The 17,523-nt window shown below is 49.2% G+C and carries 17 protein-coding genes; 12 read left to right on the top strand and 5 right to left on the bottom strand.

Features of this window, described 5'->3' with window-relative positions; translation table 11 throughout:
- The first annotated feature begins 3 nt into the window (after positions 1-3).
- Genes thrC through pheA form a run of 3 tightly spaced genes read left to right on the top strand, consistent with a single transcriptional unit; the run spans position 4 to position 2,879 of the window.
- A complete protein-coding gene (gene thrC, locus CB4_RS05900; protein ID WP_096464024.1) occupies positions 4-1,062 on the top strand; it encodes a threonine synthase in 1,059 nt (352 codons plus the stop codon).
- Positions 1,063-1,064: 2 nt separating this feature from the next.
- A complete protein-coding gene (gene thrB / locus CB4_RS05905; RefSeq protein WP_096464026.1) occupies positions 1,065-1,997 on the top strand; it encodes a homoserine kinase in 933 nt (310 codons plus the stop codon).
- Between the two features lie 12 nt (positions 1,998-2,009).
- A complete protein-coding gene (pheA, locus tag CB4_RS05910) occupies positions 2,010-2,879 on the top strand; it encodes a prephenate dehydratase (protein WP_096464028.1) in 870 nt (289 codons plus the stop codon).
- Between the two features lie 70 nt (positions 2,880-2,949).
- On the opposite strand, the gene CB4_RS05915 is transcribed toward pheA, so the two are convergent.
- On the bottom strand, positions 2,950-3,957 hold the full coding sequence (locus CB4_RS05915; RefSeq protein WP_096464030.1) for a phosphotransferase: 1,008 nt from the start codon (positions 3,955-3,957) through the stop codon (positions 2,950-2,952).
- Positions 3,958-4,063: 106 nt separating this feature from the next.
- On the bottom strand, positions 4,064-5,653 hold the full coding sequence (locus CB4_RS05920; protein ID WP_096464032.1) for a LysM peptidoglycan-binding domain-containing protein: 1,590 nt from the start codon (positions 5,651-5,653) through the stop codon (positions 4,064-4,066).
- 135 nt (positions 5,654-5,788) lie between these two features.
- Between CB4_RS05920 and CB4_RS05925 the strand changes: the two genes are divergently transcribed.
- The 9 genes from CB4_RS05925 (at position 5,789) to yajC (ending at position 13,383) form a co-directional block, all read left to right on the top strand.
- On the top strand, positions 5,789-6,376 hold the full coding sequence (locus CB4_RS05925; RefSeq protein ID WP_172890809.1) for a BofC C-terminal domain-containing protein: 588 nt from the start codon (positions 5,789-5,791) through the stop codon (positions 6,374-6,376).
- A 94-nt stretch (positions 6,377-6,470) separates the two neighbouring features.
- The gene (ruvA, locus tag CB4_RS05930; RefSeq protein WP_096464036.1) at positions 6,471-7,106 is read left to right on the top strand and encodes a Holliday junction branch migration protein RuvA; all 636 of its coding nucleotides are present in this window, start codon (positions 6,471-6,473) and stop codon (positions 7,104-7,106) included.
- 9 nt (positions 7,107-7,115) lie between these two features.
- Positions 7,116-8,123, top strand: coding sequence for a Holliday junction branch migration DNA helicase RuvB (ruvB, locus tag CB4_RS05935; RefSeq protein WP_373681343.1), 1,008 nt, complete (start codon positions 7,116-7,118; stop codon positions 8,121-8,123).
- On the top strand, positions 8,120-8,338 hold the full coding sequence (locus CB4_RS05940; protein ID WP_096464038.1) for a DUF2905 domain-containing protein: 219 nt from the start codon (positions 8,120-8,122) through the stop codon (positions 8,336-8,338). Before ruvB ends, CB4_RS05940 begins: the two co-directional genes overlap by 4 nt.
- Before the next feature lie 69 nt (positions 8,339-8,407).
- Positions 8,408-9,235 (top strand): lipoate--protein ligase family protein, encoded by an 828-nt coding sequence (locus CB4_RS05945; protein ID WP_096464040.1) that lies wholly within the window; start codon positions 8,408-8,410, stop codon positions 9,233-9,235.
- Positions 9,236-9,330: 95 nt separating this feature from the next.
- Positions 9,331-10,737 (top strand): SpoIID/LytB domain-containing protein, encoded by a 1,407-nt coding sequence (locus CB4_RS05950; protein ID WP_096464042.1) that lies wholly within the window; start codon positions 9,331-9,333, stop codon positions 10,735-10,737.
- A gap of 90 nt (positions 10,738-10,827) precedes the next feature.
- On the top strand, positions 10,828-11,856 hold the full coding sequence (gene queA, locus CB4_RS05955; protein ID WP_096464044.1) for a tRNA preQ1(34) S-adenosylmethionine ribosyltransferase-isomerase QueA: 1,029 nt from the start codon (positions 10,828-10,830) through the stop codon (positions 11,854-11,856).
- Between the two features lie 18 nt (positions 11,857-11,874).
- The gene (gene tgt / locus CB4_RS05960) at positions 11,875-13,005 is read left to right on the top strand and encodes a tRNA guanosine(34) transglycosylase Tgt (RefSeq protein ID WP_096464046.1); all 1,131 of its coding nucleotides are present in this window, start codon (positions 11,875-11,877) and stop codon (positions 13,003-13,005) included.
- Between the two features lie 66 nt (positions 13,006-13,071).
- Positions 13,072-13,383 (top strand): preprotein translocase subunit YajC, encoded by a 312-nt coding sequence (yajC, locus tag CB4_RS05965; RefSeq protein WP_096464048.1) that lies wholly within the window; start codon positions 13,072-13,074, stop codon positions 13,381-13,383.
- A gap of 61 nt (positions 13,384-13,444) precedes the next feature.
- Here yajC and CB4_RS05970 read toward each other — a convergent pair whose 3' ends face one another.
- The 3 genes from CB4_RS05970 to spoVB form a co-directional block, all read right to left on the bottom strand.
- Positions 13,445-15,265: an APC family permease gene (locus CB4_RS05970; RefSeq protein ID WP_096464050.1), complete on the bottom strand. Its 1,821-nt coding sequence runs from the start codon at positions 15,263-15,265 to the stop codon at positions 13,445-13,447.
- A 127-nt stretch (positions 15,266-15,392) separates the two neighbouring features.
- Positions 15,393-15,773 (bottom strand): TIGR04086 family membrane protein, encoded by a 381-nt coding sequence (locus tag CB4_RS05975; protein WP_172890811.1) that lies wholly within the window; start codon positions 15,771-15,773, stop codon positions 15,393-15,395.
- 81 nt (positions 15,774-15,854) lie between these two features.
- Positions 15,855-17,438 carry a stage V sporulation protein B gene (gene spoVB, locus CB4_RS05980; protein ID WP_096464052.1) on the bottom strand — a complete coding sequence of 528 codons (1,584 nt, stop codon included), beginning with the start codon at positions 17,436-17,438 and terminating at the stop codon, positions 15,855-15,857.
- Positions 17,439-17,523: the final 85 nt, after the last annotated feature.

Raw genomic sequence — 17,523 nt, forward strand, 5'->3', positions numbered from 1 at the left:
AAAATGGCAGGCATTATCGAACGTTACGCAAATCAATTACCGGTGACAGAGAAAACACCTCGGCTCACGCTGCATGAGGGGGATACACCGCTTATTTTTGCACCAAAATTGTCGGAAGAATTGGATTTAGAAGTTTATTTTAAATATGAGGGATTGAATCCGACTGGTTCTTTTAAAGACCGTGGCATGGTTATGGCGGTAGCGAAAGCAGTAGAAGAGGGCAGCCATACCATTATGTGTGCGTCTACTGGTAATACGTCCGCTGCAGCAGCAGCGTATGCGGCACGTGCAAACTTGCGCTGTATCGTACTCATTCCGAACAACAACATTGCACTTGGCAAGTTGGCGCAGGCGATGATGTACGGAGCTGAAATTATCGCAATCGAAGGCAACTTCGATCAGGCGCTACAAATCGTGCGTGACATTACAGAAAAGCACCCGATCACACTTGTGAACTCGGTGAATCCATACCGTCTGGAAGGTCAGAAAACAGCGGCATTTGAGGTTTGCGACGAACTTGGTAAAGCACCAGACATTCTTGCGATCCCGGTTGGTAACGCAGGCAACATCTCTGCATACTGGAAAGGATTCAAAGAATATTACGAAGCAGGCAAAATCGCAAGCAAGCCGCGTATGTTCGGTTTTGAAGCGGAAGGTGCTGCTGCTCTTGTAAAAGGCGAGCCGATCGAAAACCCAGAGACGCTTGCGACTGCAATTCGCATCGGAAAACCGGCAAGCTGGGATCTGGCGCTTGCAGCACGTGATGAATCAAACGGTCACATCGACTTCGTAACTGATGATGAAATCGTAGCGGCATACCGCAAGCTTGCATCAATGGAAGGCATCTTCGCAGAGCCAGCTTCTGCGGCATCTCTTGCAGGTATTATTAAAATGCGTAAGCTTGGCAAGCTCGAAGCAGGCCAGCAAGTCGTATGTGTCCTGACAGGAAACGGCTTGAAAGACCCGAACATTGCGATCAAGTCCGCAGGTATCGAGCCGGTTGTCGTGGAAAGCACAGAAGAAGCCGTTCTTGGCATCATCGCTCAGGGAGCGGGGGTATAAACGTGCAGAACGGAAAGGTAACGGTCAAGGTCCCGGCTAGCACCGCCAACCTCGGTCCGGGATTTGACACGCTTGGCATGGCGTTTCAACTGTACACCACGATTTCTTTTGAAGCGGCGGATGAGACAATCATCCGCCTTCACGGTTCACAGCTCGAAGGCATTGCTACAGATAAAACAAACTTAATCTACAAAGTAGCGGCGGATCTGTTCGAGCAAGCAGGTCTGTCTGTGCCAGAGCTTATCATTGATATTGATAGCGATGTGCCGCTTACGCGCGGTCTTGGCAGCAGTGCATCCGCGATTGTGGGCGCACTTGTCGCGGCGAATGAGCTTGCAGGCAAACCGTTTACGACGGATGAGCTGTTCAGCATGGCCACCGCACGGGAAGGGCACCCCGATAATGTGGGGGCATCTTTATTTGGCGGTATCATCGTAGCATTGATGGATGAAGACGATGTGCCGTATGTGCGCCTGCCGGTACCGGAGCATCTCGGCGCACTTGTCGTCATCCCTGATTTTATGCTTTCGACATCAAAATCGCGTGATGTACTGCCTTCTATGTACAGTCGCCATGATGTCGTGCATACATCGAGTCATACAGGTGTGCTTGTCGCAGCCCTTGCGACCGGACAGCTTGGACTGTTGAAGTCTGCGATGAAAGACGTACTGCACCAGCCATACCGTGTACCGCTTGTACCGGGTCTAGAGGCGATCATTGAAGATGCGACGAAGTATGGTGCGCTAGGCGCTGCATTGTCGGGAGCAGGTCCGACAATTATTGCCCTCGTAGATCAGCGGAACTCGACAGCAAAACTCGAAGCTTTTATGGTGAACGCTCTGGCAGAGCAGGGAATTGCCTGTACGGTGATGAATCTCATTCCGGATACACAAGGTGTTCAGGTGGAAGCCTGCTTGTCCGGTGTGACACGGTAGGGGGACCTGTATATGCAGAGAAGATTTTCGTTTCTTGGTCCGAGCGGCACGAATACAGAGGAAGCAGCCCGGTATTTGTTCCGGGAAGAAAGCGACGCGTTTCTGCCATGCCGTACGATTCCGGATTGTATGGAAGCCGCTGTGGATGGAAAAGTTACGCATGCGGTTGTGCCGTGGGAAAATTCGCTGGAGGGCTCGGTTAATCTAACACTTGATTGGATGATTCATAAGGTGAATCTGCCAATCCTAGCTGAAGTGATTCTGCCGATCTCTCATCAGCTTGTCAGCGCTAGACGCCCGGAGCGTATCGACTACAAAGAGGTTACTAAAGTCATGTCGCATCCGCAGGGAATTGCGCAGTGCCACAACTTTCTGCGCGATTACTTGCCGCATGCAGAGATTGAATATACAAGCAGCACAGCTGAATCGGCACGCATCGTAAGTGAGCATCCGAATGAGCCGTGGCTCGGAATTTGTCCGATGCAGGCGGTGTACTCATATCCGGTGGATCTGATGGAGGCAAATATTGAAGACTCGTCTGAGCATAATTTTACGTGCTTCGTTGTGGTGAGTAACAATCCGCTTGAGCTGCCAGAATCAGACATGCATAAGACGACGATTCTTGTCACGCTGCCATCTGATTTCCCTGGGGCGCTTCATCAGGTGTTAGCCGCGTTCTCATGGCGCCGCCTGAATCTCTCACGCATCGAATCACGTCCAACAAAGACGGGGCTTGGCAACTATCATTTTGTGATTGACATTGATCATAAAATGGATGATATTCTCATGCCAGGTGCATTTGCGGAGATGGAGGCGCTCGGCTGCCAGATTCGTGTGCTTGGGACGTATCCGGTTTATTTGAAAGCAGAAACCAGCAAATAAATTTTGAAGTCCACGCAAAAAACTCGCCTGTGGTTAAAAATCAGGCGAGTTTTTTGTATTCTTGTTCTCTTCAGGCTTGGTGAGAAGCTTGGTACAGGAAACGTTCATATCCAGAAAAAAAGGAGGCTCTTCGTTTCTTGCCCTTCAGAAGAATAGACACATAATATTCGACTCGGTTTACATGTGGGTTCAATCCACTGTCGTATACCCCGTTTACTTCACGCAGGAAGTTATCGGGAAAGCGTACAAGTAAAAAAATAAGTGCGATCTGTTCTTCTGTCAGTGGGCGAATCTCGCGGTATGCGGAAATCGCCTGTTCAAACACATCCATATCCCAGTATTGTAGAACAAGCGCACGATTTAGCAGTTGGACAAGGTCGACAATCGGTGTATCATATCCTGCTGCATCAAGATCGATGAGCGATGTGCGCTTATCGTGAATCAGGAAATTGTGACTTGCCAGGTCCTTATGAGAAATGCGCTGGTCGCGTAGCGCATCTTTGTAGTCTTGCGTAAGTAGAGAGTTGCGAGCGATCGTAAGTACATAGTTCGCTTCCTCTTGAATATGAGATGCATTTGATTGAACAAGTTGGGTCAGACGTGTCCGGGGAAGTTCCTGGTTCTCAAGTTGTGTACACACATTCTGAAAGTCTTCTAGCCGCTTCTCCCATTTGGCGAGCAGAGGTACCCCTGTTTCAGGCGGTGGACCATATGGAATGCCACTTGAAAGTAAATGGAAATGCGCGAGTGTTTGAACAGCCCGCATAATATCAGCACGGTGAAAATAGCTTCCATTACGGCCAGGCAAGTGTTCCATTGCGGTCATATAGCGGTCGTTCCATTTAAAAACAGGAACGTGCTGAATAGTCGGGACGTAGCGCACAACATTCGTAAATCCTCGTCCATGAAGCAGGGCAGCCAGACGAGTCACCCAGGCAGCCAGGGAAAAATCATCATACCCTTTTATAATCCATGTACCACGATTTGTTTCGCAATGCCATACGGTACGGCGTACCCACAGGCGGGTAACACGACAGTTATACATTTGCTCAATGGCTGTGACTAGTGATTGTTCCATGTGATCCTCCTGAGATCGCCCTTAAGTGTTCTCACCCTTATCGTTTCTCTCCCCATCTATTTTTACAGAAAAAAAGCGGGGCGTATAGATGCCCCGCTGCATGATGTTAGTCTGTAGAAAGCGAGGAACTGTCTTCTCGTTTACACCCGCAGCCTTTTTTCTTTTTGCCCCATGTCGGTGCAATCGGCGGATGATATGGCATGCAATCATATCCGTACGGCGTATATGGTGGGAATGTGCTTGGTGCATACGGATTCATGATGTTGCCTGTAATCTGCGGATGACTCGGTGGGAGCATCATATTGTCTGTAATCGGTGGATGCCCCGGAGGCAGCATCATAGCACCTGTAACTGGTGGATGTCCCGGAGGCAACATCATATTATCGGTAATTGGTAGCTGTGCCTGAGGTAGCATCATGTTGTCTGTAATCGGTGGATGCCCCGGAGGCAGCATCATAGCACCTGTAACTGATGGATGCCCCGGAGGTAGCATCATATTATCGGTAATCGGTAGCTGTGCCTGAGGTAGCATCATGTTGCCTGTAATCGGTGGATGCCCCGGAGGCAGCATCATAGCACCTGTAACTGATGGATGCCCCGGAGGTAGCATCATATTATCGGTAATCGGTAGCTGTGCCTGAGGTAGCATCATGTTGCCTGTAATCGGTGGATGCCCCGGAGGCAGCATCATAGCACCTGTAACTGATGGATGCCCCGGAGGTAGCATCATATTATCGGTAATCGGTAGCTGTGCCTGAGGTAGCATCATGTTGCCTGTAATCGGTGGATATCCCGGTGGTACCATCATATCCGCCATGATTTCACTGCCATCACCCGGTGTTGTCAGTGGCATTGTCGGCTGAAAGGGTGACATTGTTCCCATGTATGGAGTCGGTTGCGGCATTGGAGACGGCATCATATGCATGTGGCTGCAGCCTGGCATCATTGGCATGGGCATCATTGGTCCGCAATACATTGGCATTTGTGGCATTGGTGGCTGCATAGCTGGTTTCTGAGCTGGTTTGACTGCGGGCTTTTTCGCTGCAGGCGGTGCTGGTTGTGCTTCTGGCATGATTGGCGGTTGTGGCATAATTGGTGGCATCGGTATAGATTGCACAGGCATTTGCGGCATTATTGGCATCGGCATAGGTTGCACAGGCATTTGCGGCATAATCGGTGGCATCGGCATAGATTGCACAGGCATTTGTGGCATTACTGGCATCACGGGCTTTACTGGTGCCGGTGCTGGTGGAGTCACAGGTAGTGGTGGGTTCTCCATTATGGGCTTTACTGGTGCCGGTGGAGTTACAGGTAGTGGCGGGTTCTCCATGATGGGCGGCATTTCTACTGGTGATACGACAGGTGGAATAGGGAGCACAACAGAAGGCTGTTCTTTCACGGGCTTTTCTTTGAAATATTTCTCGCCACGAATATCATTGAAGTCATCGGTTGCAGATACCGCAGTCAGCTCCAGATTAGAAACCGTATTGGTGTTCGGTTTCGGTGTGTGTGGTGAAGCTGGAAGATCAGAAACAAGCATTGTGCTTCCCGTTGGAATTTTTACTTTTAGGCCTGGCACCAGTTTGTCGGGGTTCTTGATGTGTCCGTTTACCTGCTTAAGTGTATCAGCGTCAAGGTTGTATCTTTGCGCGATTTTCCCCAGGGTATCGCCTTTTTTTACAACGTGAATTTTCATAATGATGGACCTTCCTCCCTTTCAAAAGTACGGTACATCATATTCATAGGCGGGCGATTTGTCACCCTGTATAAAAAAATCCCTTTTAGGACAAGATAGGAAGTAAAAACTGTCTTTGTTTAAGAAGGGATGCGTATGCAGAATCGAAAAACGCCAGATATATCGCGCCGCCACTGGTGGACTATTGTCGCGTTTGCTGTTTTGCTTGGGCTTATATTCGGCGGCAGCTTGCTGTATGGCTACCGTACAATTGAGCAGTTAACAGGGAAGGAAACAGCCCGACAGGCGGTTGATGTTTTATTACAGCGTACCTATTTGTGCGGCAAAATGGAAGAGGAAACAAGGCGCGAATTCGTTTCATCCGCTCAGGAGCTCACAGAGCGTTATTCGGGATGGACGCTTGTTTCGAATGAGCAAAATAAATATACGTTTAGGCAGAATGTAGATGCACTGGCTCCCGGATGCGGAGAGCGGGCGTACTTTGGAATAAATACGAATGGTGATTTGACACTGTTTGATGGTCTCCCGAAAGATGGAAAAGTGATGCAGACGTTTTTTCAAATTGATACGAAAAAGCTGGAAGCCACTCTTCCGACAGAAGAACTTACCTTGCTGCGCCAGGGCATTCGGGTGAATGATGAAGCGGAATATCACTCTATCTTATCTACGTATGAAGAGTTTGCGAATACAAAAGAGAACGATGCGGCGACCATGGCTCACTAGCCAGGCGCCGTATTTTTGTGGGAAAGAAAGTATGTTCGTGTTTTTTCTTATGGTGTACAATAGGAGGATAATAAACGGGAAGGGAATCAAAAGCATGATTGATTTTATTGAGGGACAGGTTGCTTACGTCGAGACGGATGCGGTTGTTATCGCGTCTAATGGAGTAGGGTATCGCATATTTATGGGGAATCCCTTCCGCTATCGCGAAGGAGAAGGGCAGACAGTCCGTATGTATACGCACCATTATGTGCGGGAAGATGCGATGCATCTGTATGGATTTGCGACGCGGGGAGAGCGGGACTTATTCCGCAAGCTGCTTGATGTATCAGGAATCGGGCCGAAGGGAGCATTAGCGATGGTGTCGGCTGGAACACCGGAGCAGATCATCGGTGCGGTTGCGCATGAGGATATTGACTTTCTGACACGCTTTCCGGGCATTGGGAAAAAGACGGCACAACGCATTATTCTGGATCTGAAAGACAAATTGAAAAAAATGCCGGTACTTACAGTTGCTACGCGTGTGGAAGGTATGCCGGATACGGCTGAACAAGAGGATTTGTTTGGTGCATTTGCAGAGCCGAAAGAAGAAGCCATGGAAGCGCTCGCTGCGCTCGGCTACAGCCAGACAGAGATTCAGAAGGTCATGAAGAAGATGGAAAAAGACGGGACCGATCTCGGGTCAACAGACCAAATTATTAAGCGAGCACTACAGCTTTTTGTGATGAAGTAAGGGGGGAGTATGGTGGATGAACGAATGGTGTCGGCGAATTCTTTTGATGCCGGAGAACACACGATGGAATTCAGCCTTCGTCCCCGCTATCTGGCAGAGTACATCGGTCAGAAGCAGATTAAAGATAACTTGAAGATTTTTATCGAAGCGGCTAAAATGCGCAGCGAAGCGCTGGATCATGTACTGTTGTATGGACCACCGGGACTGGGCAAAACAACGCTGTCGATGATTATCGCTAACGAACTCGGCGTGAACCTGCGCACGACATCGGGACCGGCGATTGAGCGTCCAGGGGATCTGGCGGCGATATTGACCGGGCTTGGTGAGGGGGATGTACTGTTCATCGATGAGATTCATCGCCTGCCGCGCAGCGTGGAAGAAGTGCTGTATCCAGCGATGGAAGATTATGCGCTTGATATTGTCATCGGCAAGGGACCGGGGGCGAAGTCGGTACGCCTTGATTTACCGCCGTTCACCCTGGTTGGGGCGACGACACGGGCGGGGATGCTGTCGGCTCCGCTTCGTGACCGATTCGGCGTGGTGAGTCGGCTTGAATATTATACGGTACAGGAGTTAGCATACATTGTCCTGCGTGCGGCGGAACTGTTTGACGTGGAGATTCGCGGCGAGGGAGCGGAAGAGATTGCTCGTCGTTCCCGTGGCACACCACGGATTGCGAATCGATTGTTGAAGCGGGTGCGTGATTTTGCTCAAGTGCAGGGCGACGGCATTATTACCAATGTGGTGGCACAGGAAGCATTGGAGCGCATTCAGGTGGACCGACTCGGACTTGATGACATTGATCATAAGCTGCTATTTGCGATTATGGATTTGTTCCGGGGAGGTCCAGTCGGGCTTGATACGCTGTCGGCGACGATCAGTGAGGAAGCGACAACGATTGAGGATGTGTGTGAGCCGTATCTCATGCAGATTGGCTTTTTGCAGCGAACACCAAGAGGGCGCATTGTGACGCCGCACGCCTATCAATATTTCGGACGGGAGATGCCAGAGATATGAATCCAATGGCAAAGCTGCTCATTATTGGTGGGGTGATCTTGATTGTCATCGGCCTGCTCTGGCAGGTAGGGGGACGGTTTTTGAATCTCGGGCGTTTGCCAGGTGACATCGTCGTGGAGAAGGAAAACTTTCGCTTCTATTTCCCGGTTGTCACATGTATCGTGCTTAGTGTTGTGCTGTCGCTTATTATGTATGTCATCCGCTTATTTCGATAATGTAGGGAAAACGAGGGCTTTTACACGGTCACTCGTTTTTCTTTACAGTCACTAATGAGGAGGAGTTGTATGCAAACAGAAGGATTATTTGGCCAACATATCTGGCGGCTCGTAGACCAGTCGAAAACACATCCGTCGTTTCACGCTCTGTATTCGTTCGCTATAGACGATACACTTTGTACATCTGTCCAGCAGGGGACAAGCCCGGCGGTTGTGCGCACATGGGTACATCACCAGAACATTGTGCTTGGCAATGTGGATACGAAGCTTACCCGGCTTGCGGATGGACTTGCCTATTTGCAAGAGTGCGGCTATACGCCGATTGTTCGTAATTCTGGCGGAGCAGCTGTTGTGCTAGATGAGGGAGTGCTCAATATTTCGCTTATTCTGCCGACGACGGATGCTTTTGCGGATATTCATGCTGGATATCGAGCAATGGTTGAGTTTATTCGCCTGTTACTTGCGCCGTATGGAGCAGTAGTGGATACCGGAGAGGTAGTCGGCTCATACTGTCCAGGAGATTTTGATGTAAGTATTGATGGCCGGAAATTTGGCGGTCTGGCACAGCGCAGGCGGCGTGGAGCAGTGGCGGTGCAAGCGTTTCTTTTGGCCGATGAAGGCGGAACTGCACGGGCGGAGTTGGTGAAGAGATTTTATTCTATTTCTTCGGTGGAAGGCGACACATACCCCGATGTGAAGCCAGACACACTGGCGTCTCTGAGTGAACTGCTTGGCGTTACGATTTCATGTGCCGATCTGCAGGCGCGTATCGCAGAAGTATTAGCAGAGAAGGCGGATGAAGTTCGTACATCCGTACAGCTTTTGCCGCAGGAATCAGAAGAGTTCAACCGTAATTTAGCAGGTATGCAGGCACGTAACCCGCAGCTTGAAATCTAATCGTTCATAGAAGTGTTTAACTTTTTGCCCCCCTTTCTCTCTCATTTTTTGCTAGAATGGTAGCATAAGAAAAAAAGAGAAAGGGTGGGAGAGTTATGAAACTGGGAAAAGTACTACCTGCAATTCTTGGCATGGGGCTTTTGCTTCCGGTGAGTGCGAATGTTGCTTTCGCCGACGAACCTCAGGTGAGAGTGGAAGTTACAACGCCTTTCTCACTTGCTGCTTCCGAGGTTGTGACCAAAGTTTCGTTTACTGTGCTCGATACATACACTGTTCAAGGCAATTCAGGAGTTACGTTGACTCCCGGACAAAACTACTACGTAAAGATAGAGGCAGGAAAGCTACGATTATATGAAGACGGTTTGCTGCCACAATTGCTCACAGAAAGCTCCACATCGATTATCGTGGAACCAACACAACCAAATACCGAGCAAGCTGTGGTACAACTGAAAGGAAAGAAAAGTACATACGGTTATCGGGACGCGATGGAATTCAGTCTGAGTACGAAAGGCGTACTCCAGACGATCGCTTCGATCAACAATATTGACATGGAAGATTACTTGCGTGGTGTTGTACCACGTGAGATGAGCAGTTCATGGGAACGAGAAGCACTCAAAGCGCAAGCGGTTGCAGCACGTACATATGCGATGCGTCAGATGAAAGCGAATCCCCTCATCAACGACACAGTGAAATATCAGGCCTATGAAGGGGCTAACATTGAAGGAGCGAATTCGAATGCGGCTGTCGCGGAAACAGCCGGACAGGTACTCATGCACGATGGTAAACTAATCGATGCTCTGTACAGCGCAAGTAATGGCGGATATACAGAGGGACCGGAAAACGTATGGAATGGCTCGCCAATTCCATACTTGACAGCCAAACCGGACCCGTATGATAGTACAATCTCACCGCATAAAAGCTGGCAGGTTACATTAAAAGCAGCCGACATTCAGAGTAAGATTAAAAGCATGAAGCCAGCGACGGGTACGATTACAGGTGTGACAGCTCAGACGGATGAGTCCGGACGAGTGGTTGATCTAGCTATTCAGGGAGATAAGGGAGTCGTTCACCTGAAAAAAGACGCGACTCGTACCGTACTTGGACTGAAAAGCATGCGTTACAGCGTACAGATGAACGGAGGAAATCAAGCAGGCGGAACGTCGGTGGCTCAATCATTGATGACGATTGATGGAAATGGCACCATTGCGAATCCGAATGCAGTTATGGTGACGAGTGGCAATGCAACTAAACAGGTAACAGGACCGATCTATGTGCAGAGCGCTTCAGGAGTGAAGGAAGCAGTTACAACGACAAATTCTTCTGCTTCACAGCCAGGTACACCGCTTACGTCTGTGACGTTTACGGGTAGCGGCTGGGGACATGGTGTCGGGATGAGTCAGTGGGGAGCCAAACAGATGGCCAAGGAAGGCATGACATATCAGGACATCCTTGATTTCTATTATGGCCCGGCTCGTGCAATAGGCGGTTACGGCGCGGAATAATCCGCGCCTTTTCTTGCATAAGGCGGCAAAAATCGGTATGATTAAAACCGTTACACCTATTGAGGCTACAAAGAAATCGAGGGATCGAACGTGAACGTTCAAGATTTTGACTTTTATCTGCCGGAAGAACTCATCGCCCAGAATCCACTTGCAGACCGGACAGGCTCGCGCCTGCTCGTACTTGATAAGGAAAGCGGTGCGGTAGCACATCGGCAGTTTACTGGCCTAAAGGAATATGTGAAAGCCGGCGATACGCTTGTGTTAAATGATACACGTGTCATCCCTGCCCGGCTTTTTGGCGTGAAAGAAGGAACGGGTGCGCATATTGAAGTGCTTCTGCTCAAACCGCTTGGTGACGATAAGTGGGAAACGCTTGTGCGTCCGGGCAAGCGTGTGCGGGAGGGAGCACGCATTCAGTTCGGGGATGGACTGCTTGTGGCGGAATGCCTCGGTAGCACGGACATTGGCGGCCGGATTATGAAGTTTGAATATGATGGCATCTTCAATGAACTGCTTGATCAACTTGGCGAGATGCCGCTTCCACCGTACATTAAGGCGCAACTATCCGACCGTGAGCGCTACCAGACTGTGTATGCGAAGCACAGTGGCTCTGCGGCGGCGCCGACAGCGGGCTTACATTTTACGGAAGACTATCTAGAAGAAATCAAAGCGCTTGGTGTGAATCTTGCATTCGTGACGCTTCATGTCGGACTCGGGACATTTCGTCCGGTATCGGCGGATACGATTGAAGAGCATGAGATGCATAGCGAGTTTTATAGCTTGAATGAAGAGAACGCTCGCATTATTAATGAAACGAAAGCGCGTGGTAACCGTATTATAGCTGTGGGGACAACGTCCTGCCGTACGCTTGAGACGATCGGGAAGAAATATAACGGGGAACTTCGGGCCGAAGAAGGTTGGACGGGGATTTTTATTTATCCGGGCTACGAGTTCTCCGTGATTGATGGCATGGTGACGAATTTTCACTTGCCGAAATCGACGCTTGTTATGCTGATCAGTGCACTTGCAGGACGTGAACATGTTCTGCGTGCTTATAAGGAAGCGGTAGAAGAGGAATATCGGTTCTTCAGCTTTGGCGATGCGATGCTTATTTTGTAGGAAACAGGAGGAAACACCTTGGCAGTTCGCTATGAATTAATTAAGACATGTAAACAGACTGGCGCCCGTCTCGGCAAGCTTCACACGCCACATGGCACGATTGATACGCCGATCTTCATGCCGGTTGGTACACTGGCAACCGTCAAGACGATGACGCCGGAAGAATTAAAAGAGATGAACGCTCAGATCATTCTGAGCAACACATACCACCTGTTCCTGCGTCCGGGCCATGAACTGGTTGCGGAAGCAGGCGGCTTGCACAAGTTCATGAACTGGGATCGCGCGATTCTGACAGACAGCGGTGGATTCCAGGTATTCAGCCTGAGCAATCTGCGCCAGATTGATGAAGAAGGAGTCGCATTCCGCTCTCATCTGAGTGGCGAGAAGCTGTTCATCAGTCCGGAGAAGGCGATGGAGATTCAGAATGCGCTCGGCGCCGATATTATGATGGCGTTCGATGAGTGCGCCCCATATCCGGCGGAAAAAGATTACGTGCGCCCCTCAATGGAGCGGACAACCCGCTGGGCAGAGCGTTGCCTGAAAGCGCATAAACGTCCACATGATCAGGCATTGTTCGGCATCGTACAGGGCGGCATGTATCGCGACCTGCGTGAGCAGAGTGCGCGTGATATTACATCGCTGGACTTCCCGGGTTATGCGATCGGAGGGTTAAGTGTAGGTGAGCCGCATCATTTGATGTATGAAGTGCTCGATTACACGGTGCCGCTTCTGCCGGATAACAAACCGCGCTATTTGATGGGGGTTGGCTCTCCAGATGCGCTTATTGAAGGCGCGATTCGCGGTATTGATATGTTCGATTGTGTGTTGCCGACCCGAATCGCACGCAACGGCACATGCATGACAAGTCAGGGACGTCTCGTGATTCGCAATGCGAAGTATGCGAATGATTTTACGCCGCTTGACCCGAACTGTGACTGCTATACGTGCCGTAACTATACACGTGCTTACATTCGTCACCTTATCCGCTGTGATGAGATTCTCGGTGTGCGTCTCACGACAACTCATAACCTCCATTTCCTACTCAAAATGATGGAGCAGGTGCGAGAAGCAATTATGGAAGACCGTCTGGGCGATTTCCGGGATGAATTTTTTGCTCGCTATGGCATTACGGAAACACGAGGGTTTTAATCCGACGCAATGCGTTGGGACAAGAATATACTATACATTAAGTGAAAAAAGGAGGATTTTATTACAATGGGACAGGGAGCACAATCGATTATACTATGGGTAGTTATGTTTGCGATCTTTTATTTCCTTCTGATTCGTCCGAATCAGAAGCGTCAAAAGCAACGCAATATTATGCTCGGTCAGCTGAAAAAAGGAGATAAAGTTGTAACAATCGGTGGCCTGCATGGCACGATTGATCTGATTAACGAAGAAGCAGGTACAGTCGTACTGAACGCAGGTGGCAATAAGCTGACGTTTGATAAAGTAGCGGTACAAAATGTAGCCGGTGAGAAGGCAGCGGCTCCGTCTCTTGAGAAGAAAGAAGAAGAGAGCAAGTAAAACAAAACGGTGGTCCCATAGCGGGCCACCGTTTTCATGTTGCAGAGGTTGTTATCTTTCTTTATTTCTTCAAACGATACGGAACGGTAGCGATCTTAACATCTTGTCGTGCAAATAGATAAGCCCGCAACAAGAGACTTGTCTGATTGTGAAGTAAATTGTGCCAGCGACTCTTTGTAATGAATTGCGGAACGAGTACAGTAACATGATCTGTGGCTGCGGTTTTCCATTCCACCGTATCAATGAATTTCATTAAGGGCCGTACGATGCTACGATAGTGGGAACGCAATACGATTAACCGGACACCTGGATTCCATTCTTCCCACTTTCGTTGCATTTTCTTAATGGATTCATCATCAAACCCTACATATACGGCGACCACATCATCAGTAAGCGATTGAGCATAGCTAATCGAGTTCCGTACCACTTGTGTAATACCTGCAACGGGAATGACGATTACACTGCCCTTTGGGGCGGGCTTTTCTGTCGCAATGTCAATCCGTAATTCATCAGCCAGATCACGATAGTGCTGATTGATCTTCTTAAAAATCATAATAACAGTTGGAAGAAAGATGAAGATCAGCCATACTTGTGAGAATTTGGTTACGAGAAAGATTAAACTGATGGTCAGAGTCGTCAGCATACCGATTGTGTTAATCGTGAACGGAACGATCCAGCCCGTTGGTTTCTTTGTGATCCAACGTTTCATCATGCCAGCCTGTGACAGTGTAAACGGAACGAATACACCAATTGCATATAGCGGGATTAGATTTTCGGTATCGCCACCAGAGACTATGATTAAAATTGCAGATAGTATCGCCAGTACAATGATTCCGTTCGAGAATCCAAGTCGGTCACCGCGTACCGTAAACATGTTCGGCATAAATCGGTCTTTAGCCAGCATAAAAGCAAGAAGAGGGAAAGCTGCAAAGGCCGTATTGGCTGCGAGGAATAAAATTGCGGCTGTTACCGTTTGAATAAAATAATAAACAATTCCACGCCCAAAAGTAGCAGATGCAATTTGTGACACTACGGTTTCATTAGCCTTTGGTGCAATACCGTACGCATAGGCTAGTAGACTGATACCGATGAACATCGTTCCAAGAATTACTCCCATCATCATGAGGGTTTTGGCTGCGTTTCGTTCAGCAGGTGTTTTAAAGTTAGGGATGGCATTTGATACGGCTTCAACACCTGTAAGTGCAGAACAACCGGAACTGAATGCTTTCAGTAGAATAAATAGCGTAATTCCATGTACAGCTGTGCCGTATGTTGAAGGTATTGCCTGCTGGACATGCCCCGTCGCCCACTGATATCCACCACCGATGATCAAAATGAAAACAGCCACGACAAATAAGTACACCGGTATCATGAGAATAGAGGCAGATTCCGTTATGCCTCGCAGGTTCAGCAGTGTGAGTGCCAGAATCATCAGGATTGCGATGGCAACCCGGTGGTCATGAAGTATGGGAATGGCAGACGTGATTGCATCTGTTCCAGCCGAAGCACTTACGGCTACGGTTAGGATATAGTCCACCAAAAGAGAACCGCCGGCCACCAATCCAGTTGATATACCCAGGTTATCCTTAGCCACAATATAAGCGCCACCACCGGATGGATAGGCATAAATCGTCTGTCTGTAAGATAGAACCAGGATAGTCAGCAGTCCAAGAACTGCAATCGAGATCGGAATGGAGTACCAGAGTGCTGCCGCTCCCAATGTGATAAGAACAAGCAAAATTTGCTCCGTCCCATATGCGACAGAAGACAGAGCATCAGAAGATAGAACAGCAAGCGCTTTTAACTTGCTCAACTTCTCTTCGGCTAACTGATGGGATTTCATCGGTCTGCCAATCAAAAAACGCTTTAATTTTGTAACCATGTTTTTCTCCTGTAATTTTTATCTATATATTGCCCCCGAAAACGTAGAAAACACCGATCGCTGAATGTTATTTCAGTCTGATCCGTGTTTTCTGTACCTATTGTACGAAAAAAGAAAAGAAAAAGCATTATTTTTTTTCAGACATGTTTACTCCGATGATACCGCCCATTGCTGAGCAGGCAAGTGCCATAAGTAACTGATACACCTGCGTCATTCCCATTTTGGCATCAAATCCAAGGAAACTCACAAGCAGCATGAATAAAAAATACAAGAGTCCAGTCAGTCCGCCATAATACCAGCCCTTCTCGCCGCTGCGTTTCCCGGAGACGAATCCCCCGATAAACAGAGCAAACCCGTTTACCATATAGACGTATAGCGGCAAGGAAGACTCTTTTGTGTCCGAGAACGCCAGCATACTTGATGTTACGAGTGCTCCGATCAGTACGATTGCAAGCGCATAGACGAACCCGGCAAGCATCGGCAGTTTTACCTGTCCCACTTTCCACATTGCACAACACCTCGCTTTCTGTCATCACTATATGAGCCGAGCTGCCGGATTATGTGCAGGTTGTTTGGGGCACATACAAATCTAGCGGCGGGGCAGGAAATAAGCAAGCGTTCGTCCGATCCACGGAATGCGCTGCACGTCCTGTTTGCCGACGACGCCAAGCCCGATTAGCAGCAGCGTGTACAAAACGAAGGCCGCTGCAATGGATACACTGATCGCCGTGACGAGCGAGATGGCATGAGAGATGCTGTATGACGCGGTGTATGAGGCAGCATAGCCGATGACGATGATGCTCCCGAGCACTTTGACCGTATCGGTGAGATTGATTGTAAAGCCGGTCAGACGGCTGATACTGTAGAAGTGAAGAAGGGTTACGGATAGAATGCTAATATTAACAGACAGCACAGCTCCATCCACGCCGAGTTCGGGCCGAGATGCCAGCGCAAAAATCGCAAGTGTTTTTAGAACTGCTCCAATGATGGTATTCCGCATCGCTTCCCCTGCATGATCTAGACCTTGAAGTGCCGCCTGTAGCGGTGCCTGAAAATATAAAAACAGGGAGTATGGTGCCATCAACTTCAGGAAATGACCGACCTGCTTGTCGTGGTAGAGAAGCTCCGCAAGCGGTTCGGCAAATACATACAGCAGAGCAGCAAACGGTGCACCAATCACAAGTGCTAGGCGGACTGATTGATAGAGGCGGCGGTGAATGAGGCGCGTGTTTTTCTGGGCGGCTGCTTCTGCCACAGCAGGAACGAGCGAAACGGAAAGCGAATACGTAATAAAAGTCGGAAAGATCAGAAGTGGAATCGCCATCCCGGCTAACTGACCGTAGAAGCTCGTGGCGGCAGAAGCGGACAGACCTGCTAAGACCAGGCTTTGTGATACGATAATCGGCTCAATGAAAAAGGTGAGCGAGCCGATGAGCCGACTCCCTGTGACGGGAAGTGAGATGGCAAACAGACTGCGCAGTGTATCGCGATGATTCGCGAGCAAGTCACGAAAGCGTCCCACACTACCCACAGGCTTCGGCAGTCGCTGGCGACGGAACTGAAATAACAGACTGGCCATACCGACAGCTTCACCACATACCACGCCGAGCATCGCACCTGCCGCAGCATATTCAACCCCTCGGGGCATGAGCCAGTTGGCGAGAATGATGACCGTAAACATGCGGACTATCTGTTCGACTACTTGAGAGGAGGCGGTAGGAGTCATATTTTGTCGCCCCTGGAAATAGCCGCGTAACACAGATGAAATCGCCACAAGTGGTACGATCGGCGCAATCGCGATCAGTGGATAGAAGGCACGCTCGTCCGTTAAAAAATAGCGGGAAATCACGGATGCACCGACAATCATAATCGTCGTAAATACAAAACTTAGGACAGATACAATGGCGAGCGAGAGCTGCAAGATGGCACGTACCCGTTTTCGGTCACCCGCAACATCGGCTTCGGCGATCAGTTTGGAAACGGAGATGTTCAGACCGAATGTGGCGAGTGAGATAATTAGTATGAAGGTTGGAACGGCCATCTGGTATAGCCCGAGTCCTTCTGCTCCGATGATGCGTGCTAGCATAACCCGGTTCACGAAGCCCAGAACTTTGACGATGAGACCGGCCAGAACAAGAATGAGAGTTCCTTTCATAAATGTTTGTTTGCTCATGACATAAACGCCTCGCTTTAGAATGGAAGAATCTTTGCCTAAACATATGCATGTACCTACCCCAAACATGACTTTGATCGAGAGG

The sequence above is a fragment of the Aneurinibacillus soli genome (assembly GCF_002355375.1).
Classification (GTDB): Bacteria; Bacillota; Bacilli; order Aneurinibacillales; family Aneurinibacillaceae; genus Aneurinibacillus; species Aneurinibacillus soli.

Coding starts and splice junctions, on each gene's coding strand:
- CB4_RS05940 (WP_096464038.1), top strand. CDS start 8,120: ATGAATCCAATGGCAAAGCTGCTCATTATTGGTGGGGTGATCTTGATT.
- spoVB (WP_096464052.1), bottom strand. CDS start 17,438: ATGAGCAAACAAACATTTATGAAAGGAACTCTCATTCTTGTTCTGGCC.
- CB4_RS05920 (WP_096464032.1), bottom strand. CDS start 5,653: ATGAAAATTCACGTTGTAAAAAAAGGCGATACCCTGGGGAAAATCGCG.
- yajC (WP_096464048.1), top strand. CDS start 13,072: ATGGGACAGGGAGCACAATCGATTATACTATGGGTAGTTATGTTTGCG.
- thrC (WP_096464024.1), top strand. CDS start 4: ATGGCAGGCATTATCGAACGTTACGCAAATCAATTACCGGTGACAGAG.
- CB4_RS05945 (WP_096464040.1), top strand. CDS start 8,408: ATGCAAACAGAAGGATTATTTGGCCAACATATCTGGCGGCTCGTAGAC.
- CB4_RS05950 (WP_096464042.1), top strand. CDS start 9,331: ATGAAACTGGGAAAAGTACTACCTGCAATTCTTGGCATGGGGCTTTTG.
- CB4_RS05970 (WP_096464050.1), bottom strand. CDS start 15,265: ATGGTTACAAAATTAAAGCGTTTTTTGATTGGCAGACCGATGAAATCC.
- ruvB (WP_373681343.1), top strand. CDS start 7,116: ATGGTGGATGAACGAATGGTGTCGGCGAATTCTTTTGATGCCGGAGAA.
- pheA (WP_096464028.1), top strand. CDS start 2,010: ATGCAGAGAAGATTTTCGTTTCTTGGTCCGAGCGGCACGAATACAGAG.
- ruvA (WP_096464036.1), top strand. CDS start 6,471: ATGATTGATTTTATTGAGGGACAGGTTGCTTACGTCGAGACGGATGCG.
- CB4_RS05925 (WP_172890809.1), top strand. CDS start 5,789: ATGCAGAATCGAAAAACGCCAGATATATCGCGCCGCCACTGGTGGACT.
- CB4_RS05915 (WP_096464030.1), bottom strand. CDS start 3,957: ATGGAACAATCACTAGTCACAGCCATTGAGCAAATGTATAACTGTCGT.
- CB4_RS05975 (WP_172890811.1), bottom strand. CDS start 15,773: ATGTGGAAAGTGGGACAGGTAAAACTGCCGATGCTTGCCGGGTTCGTC.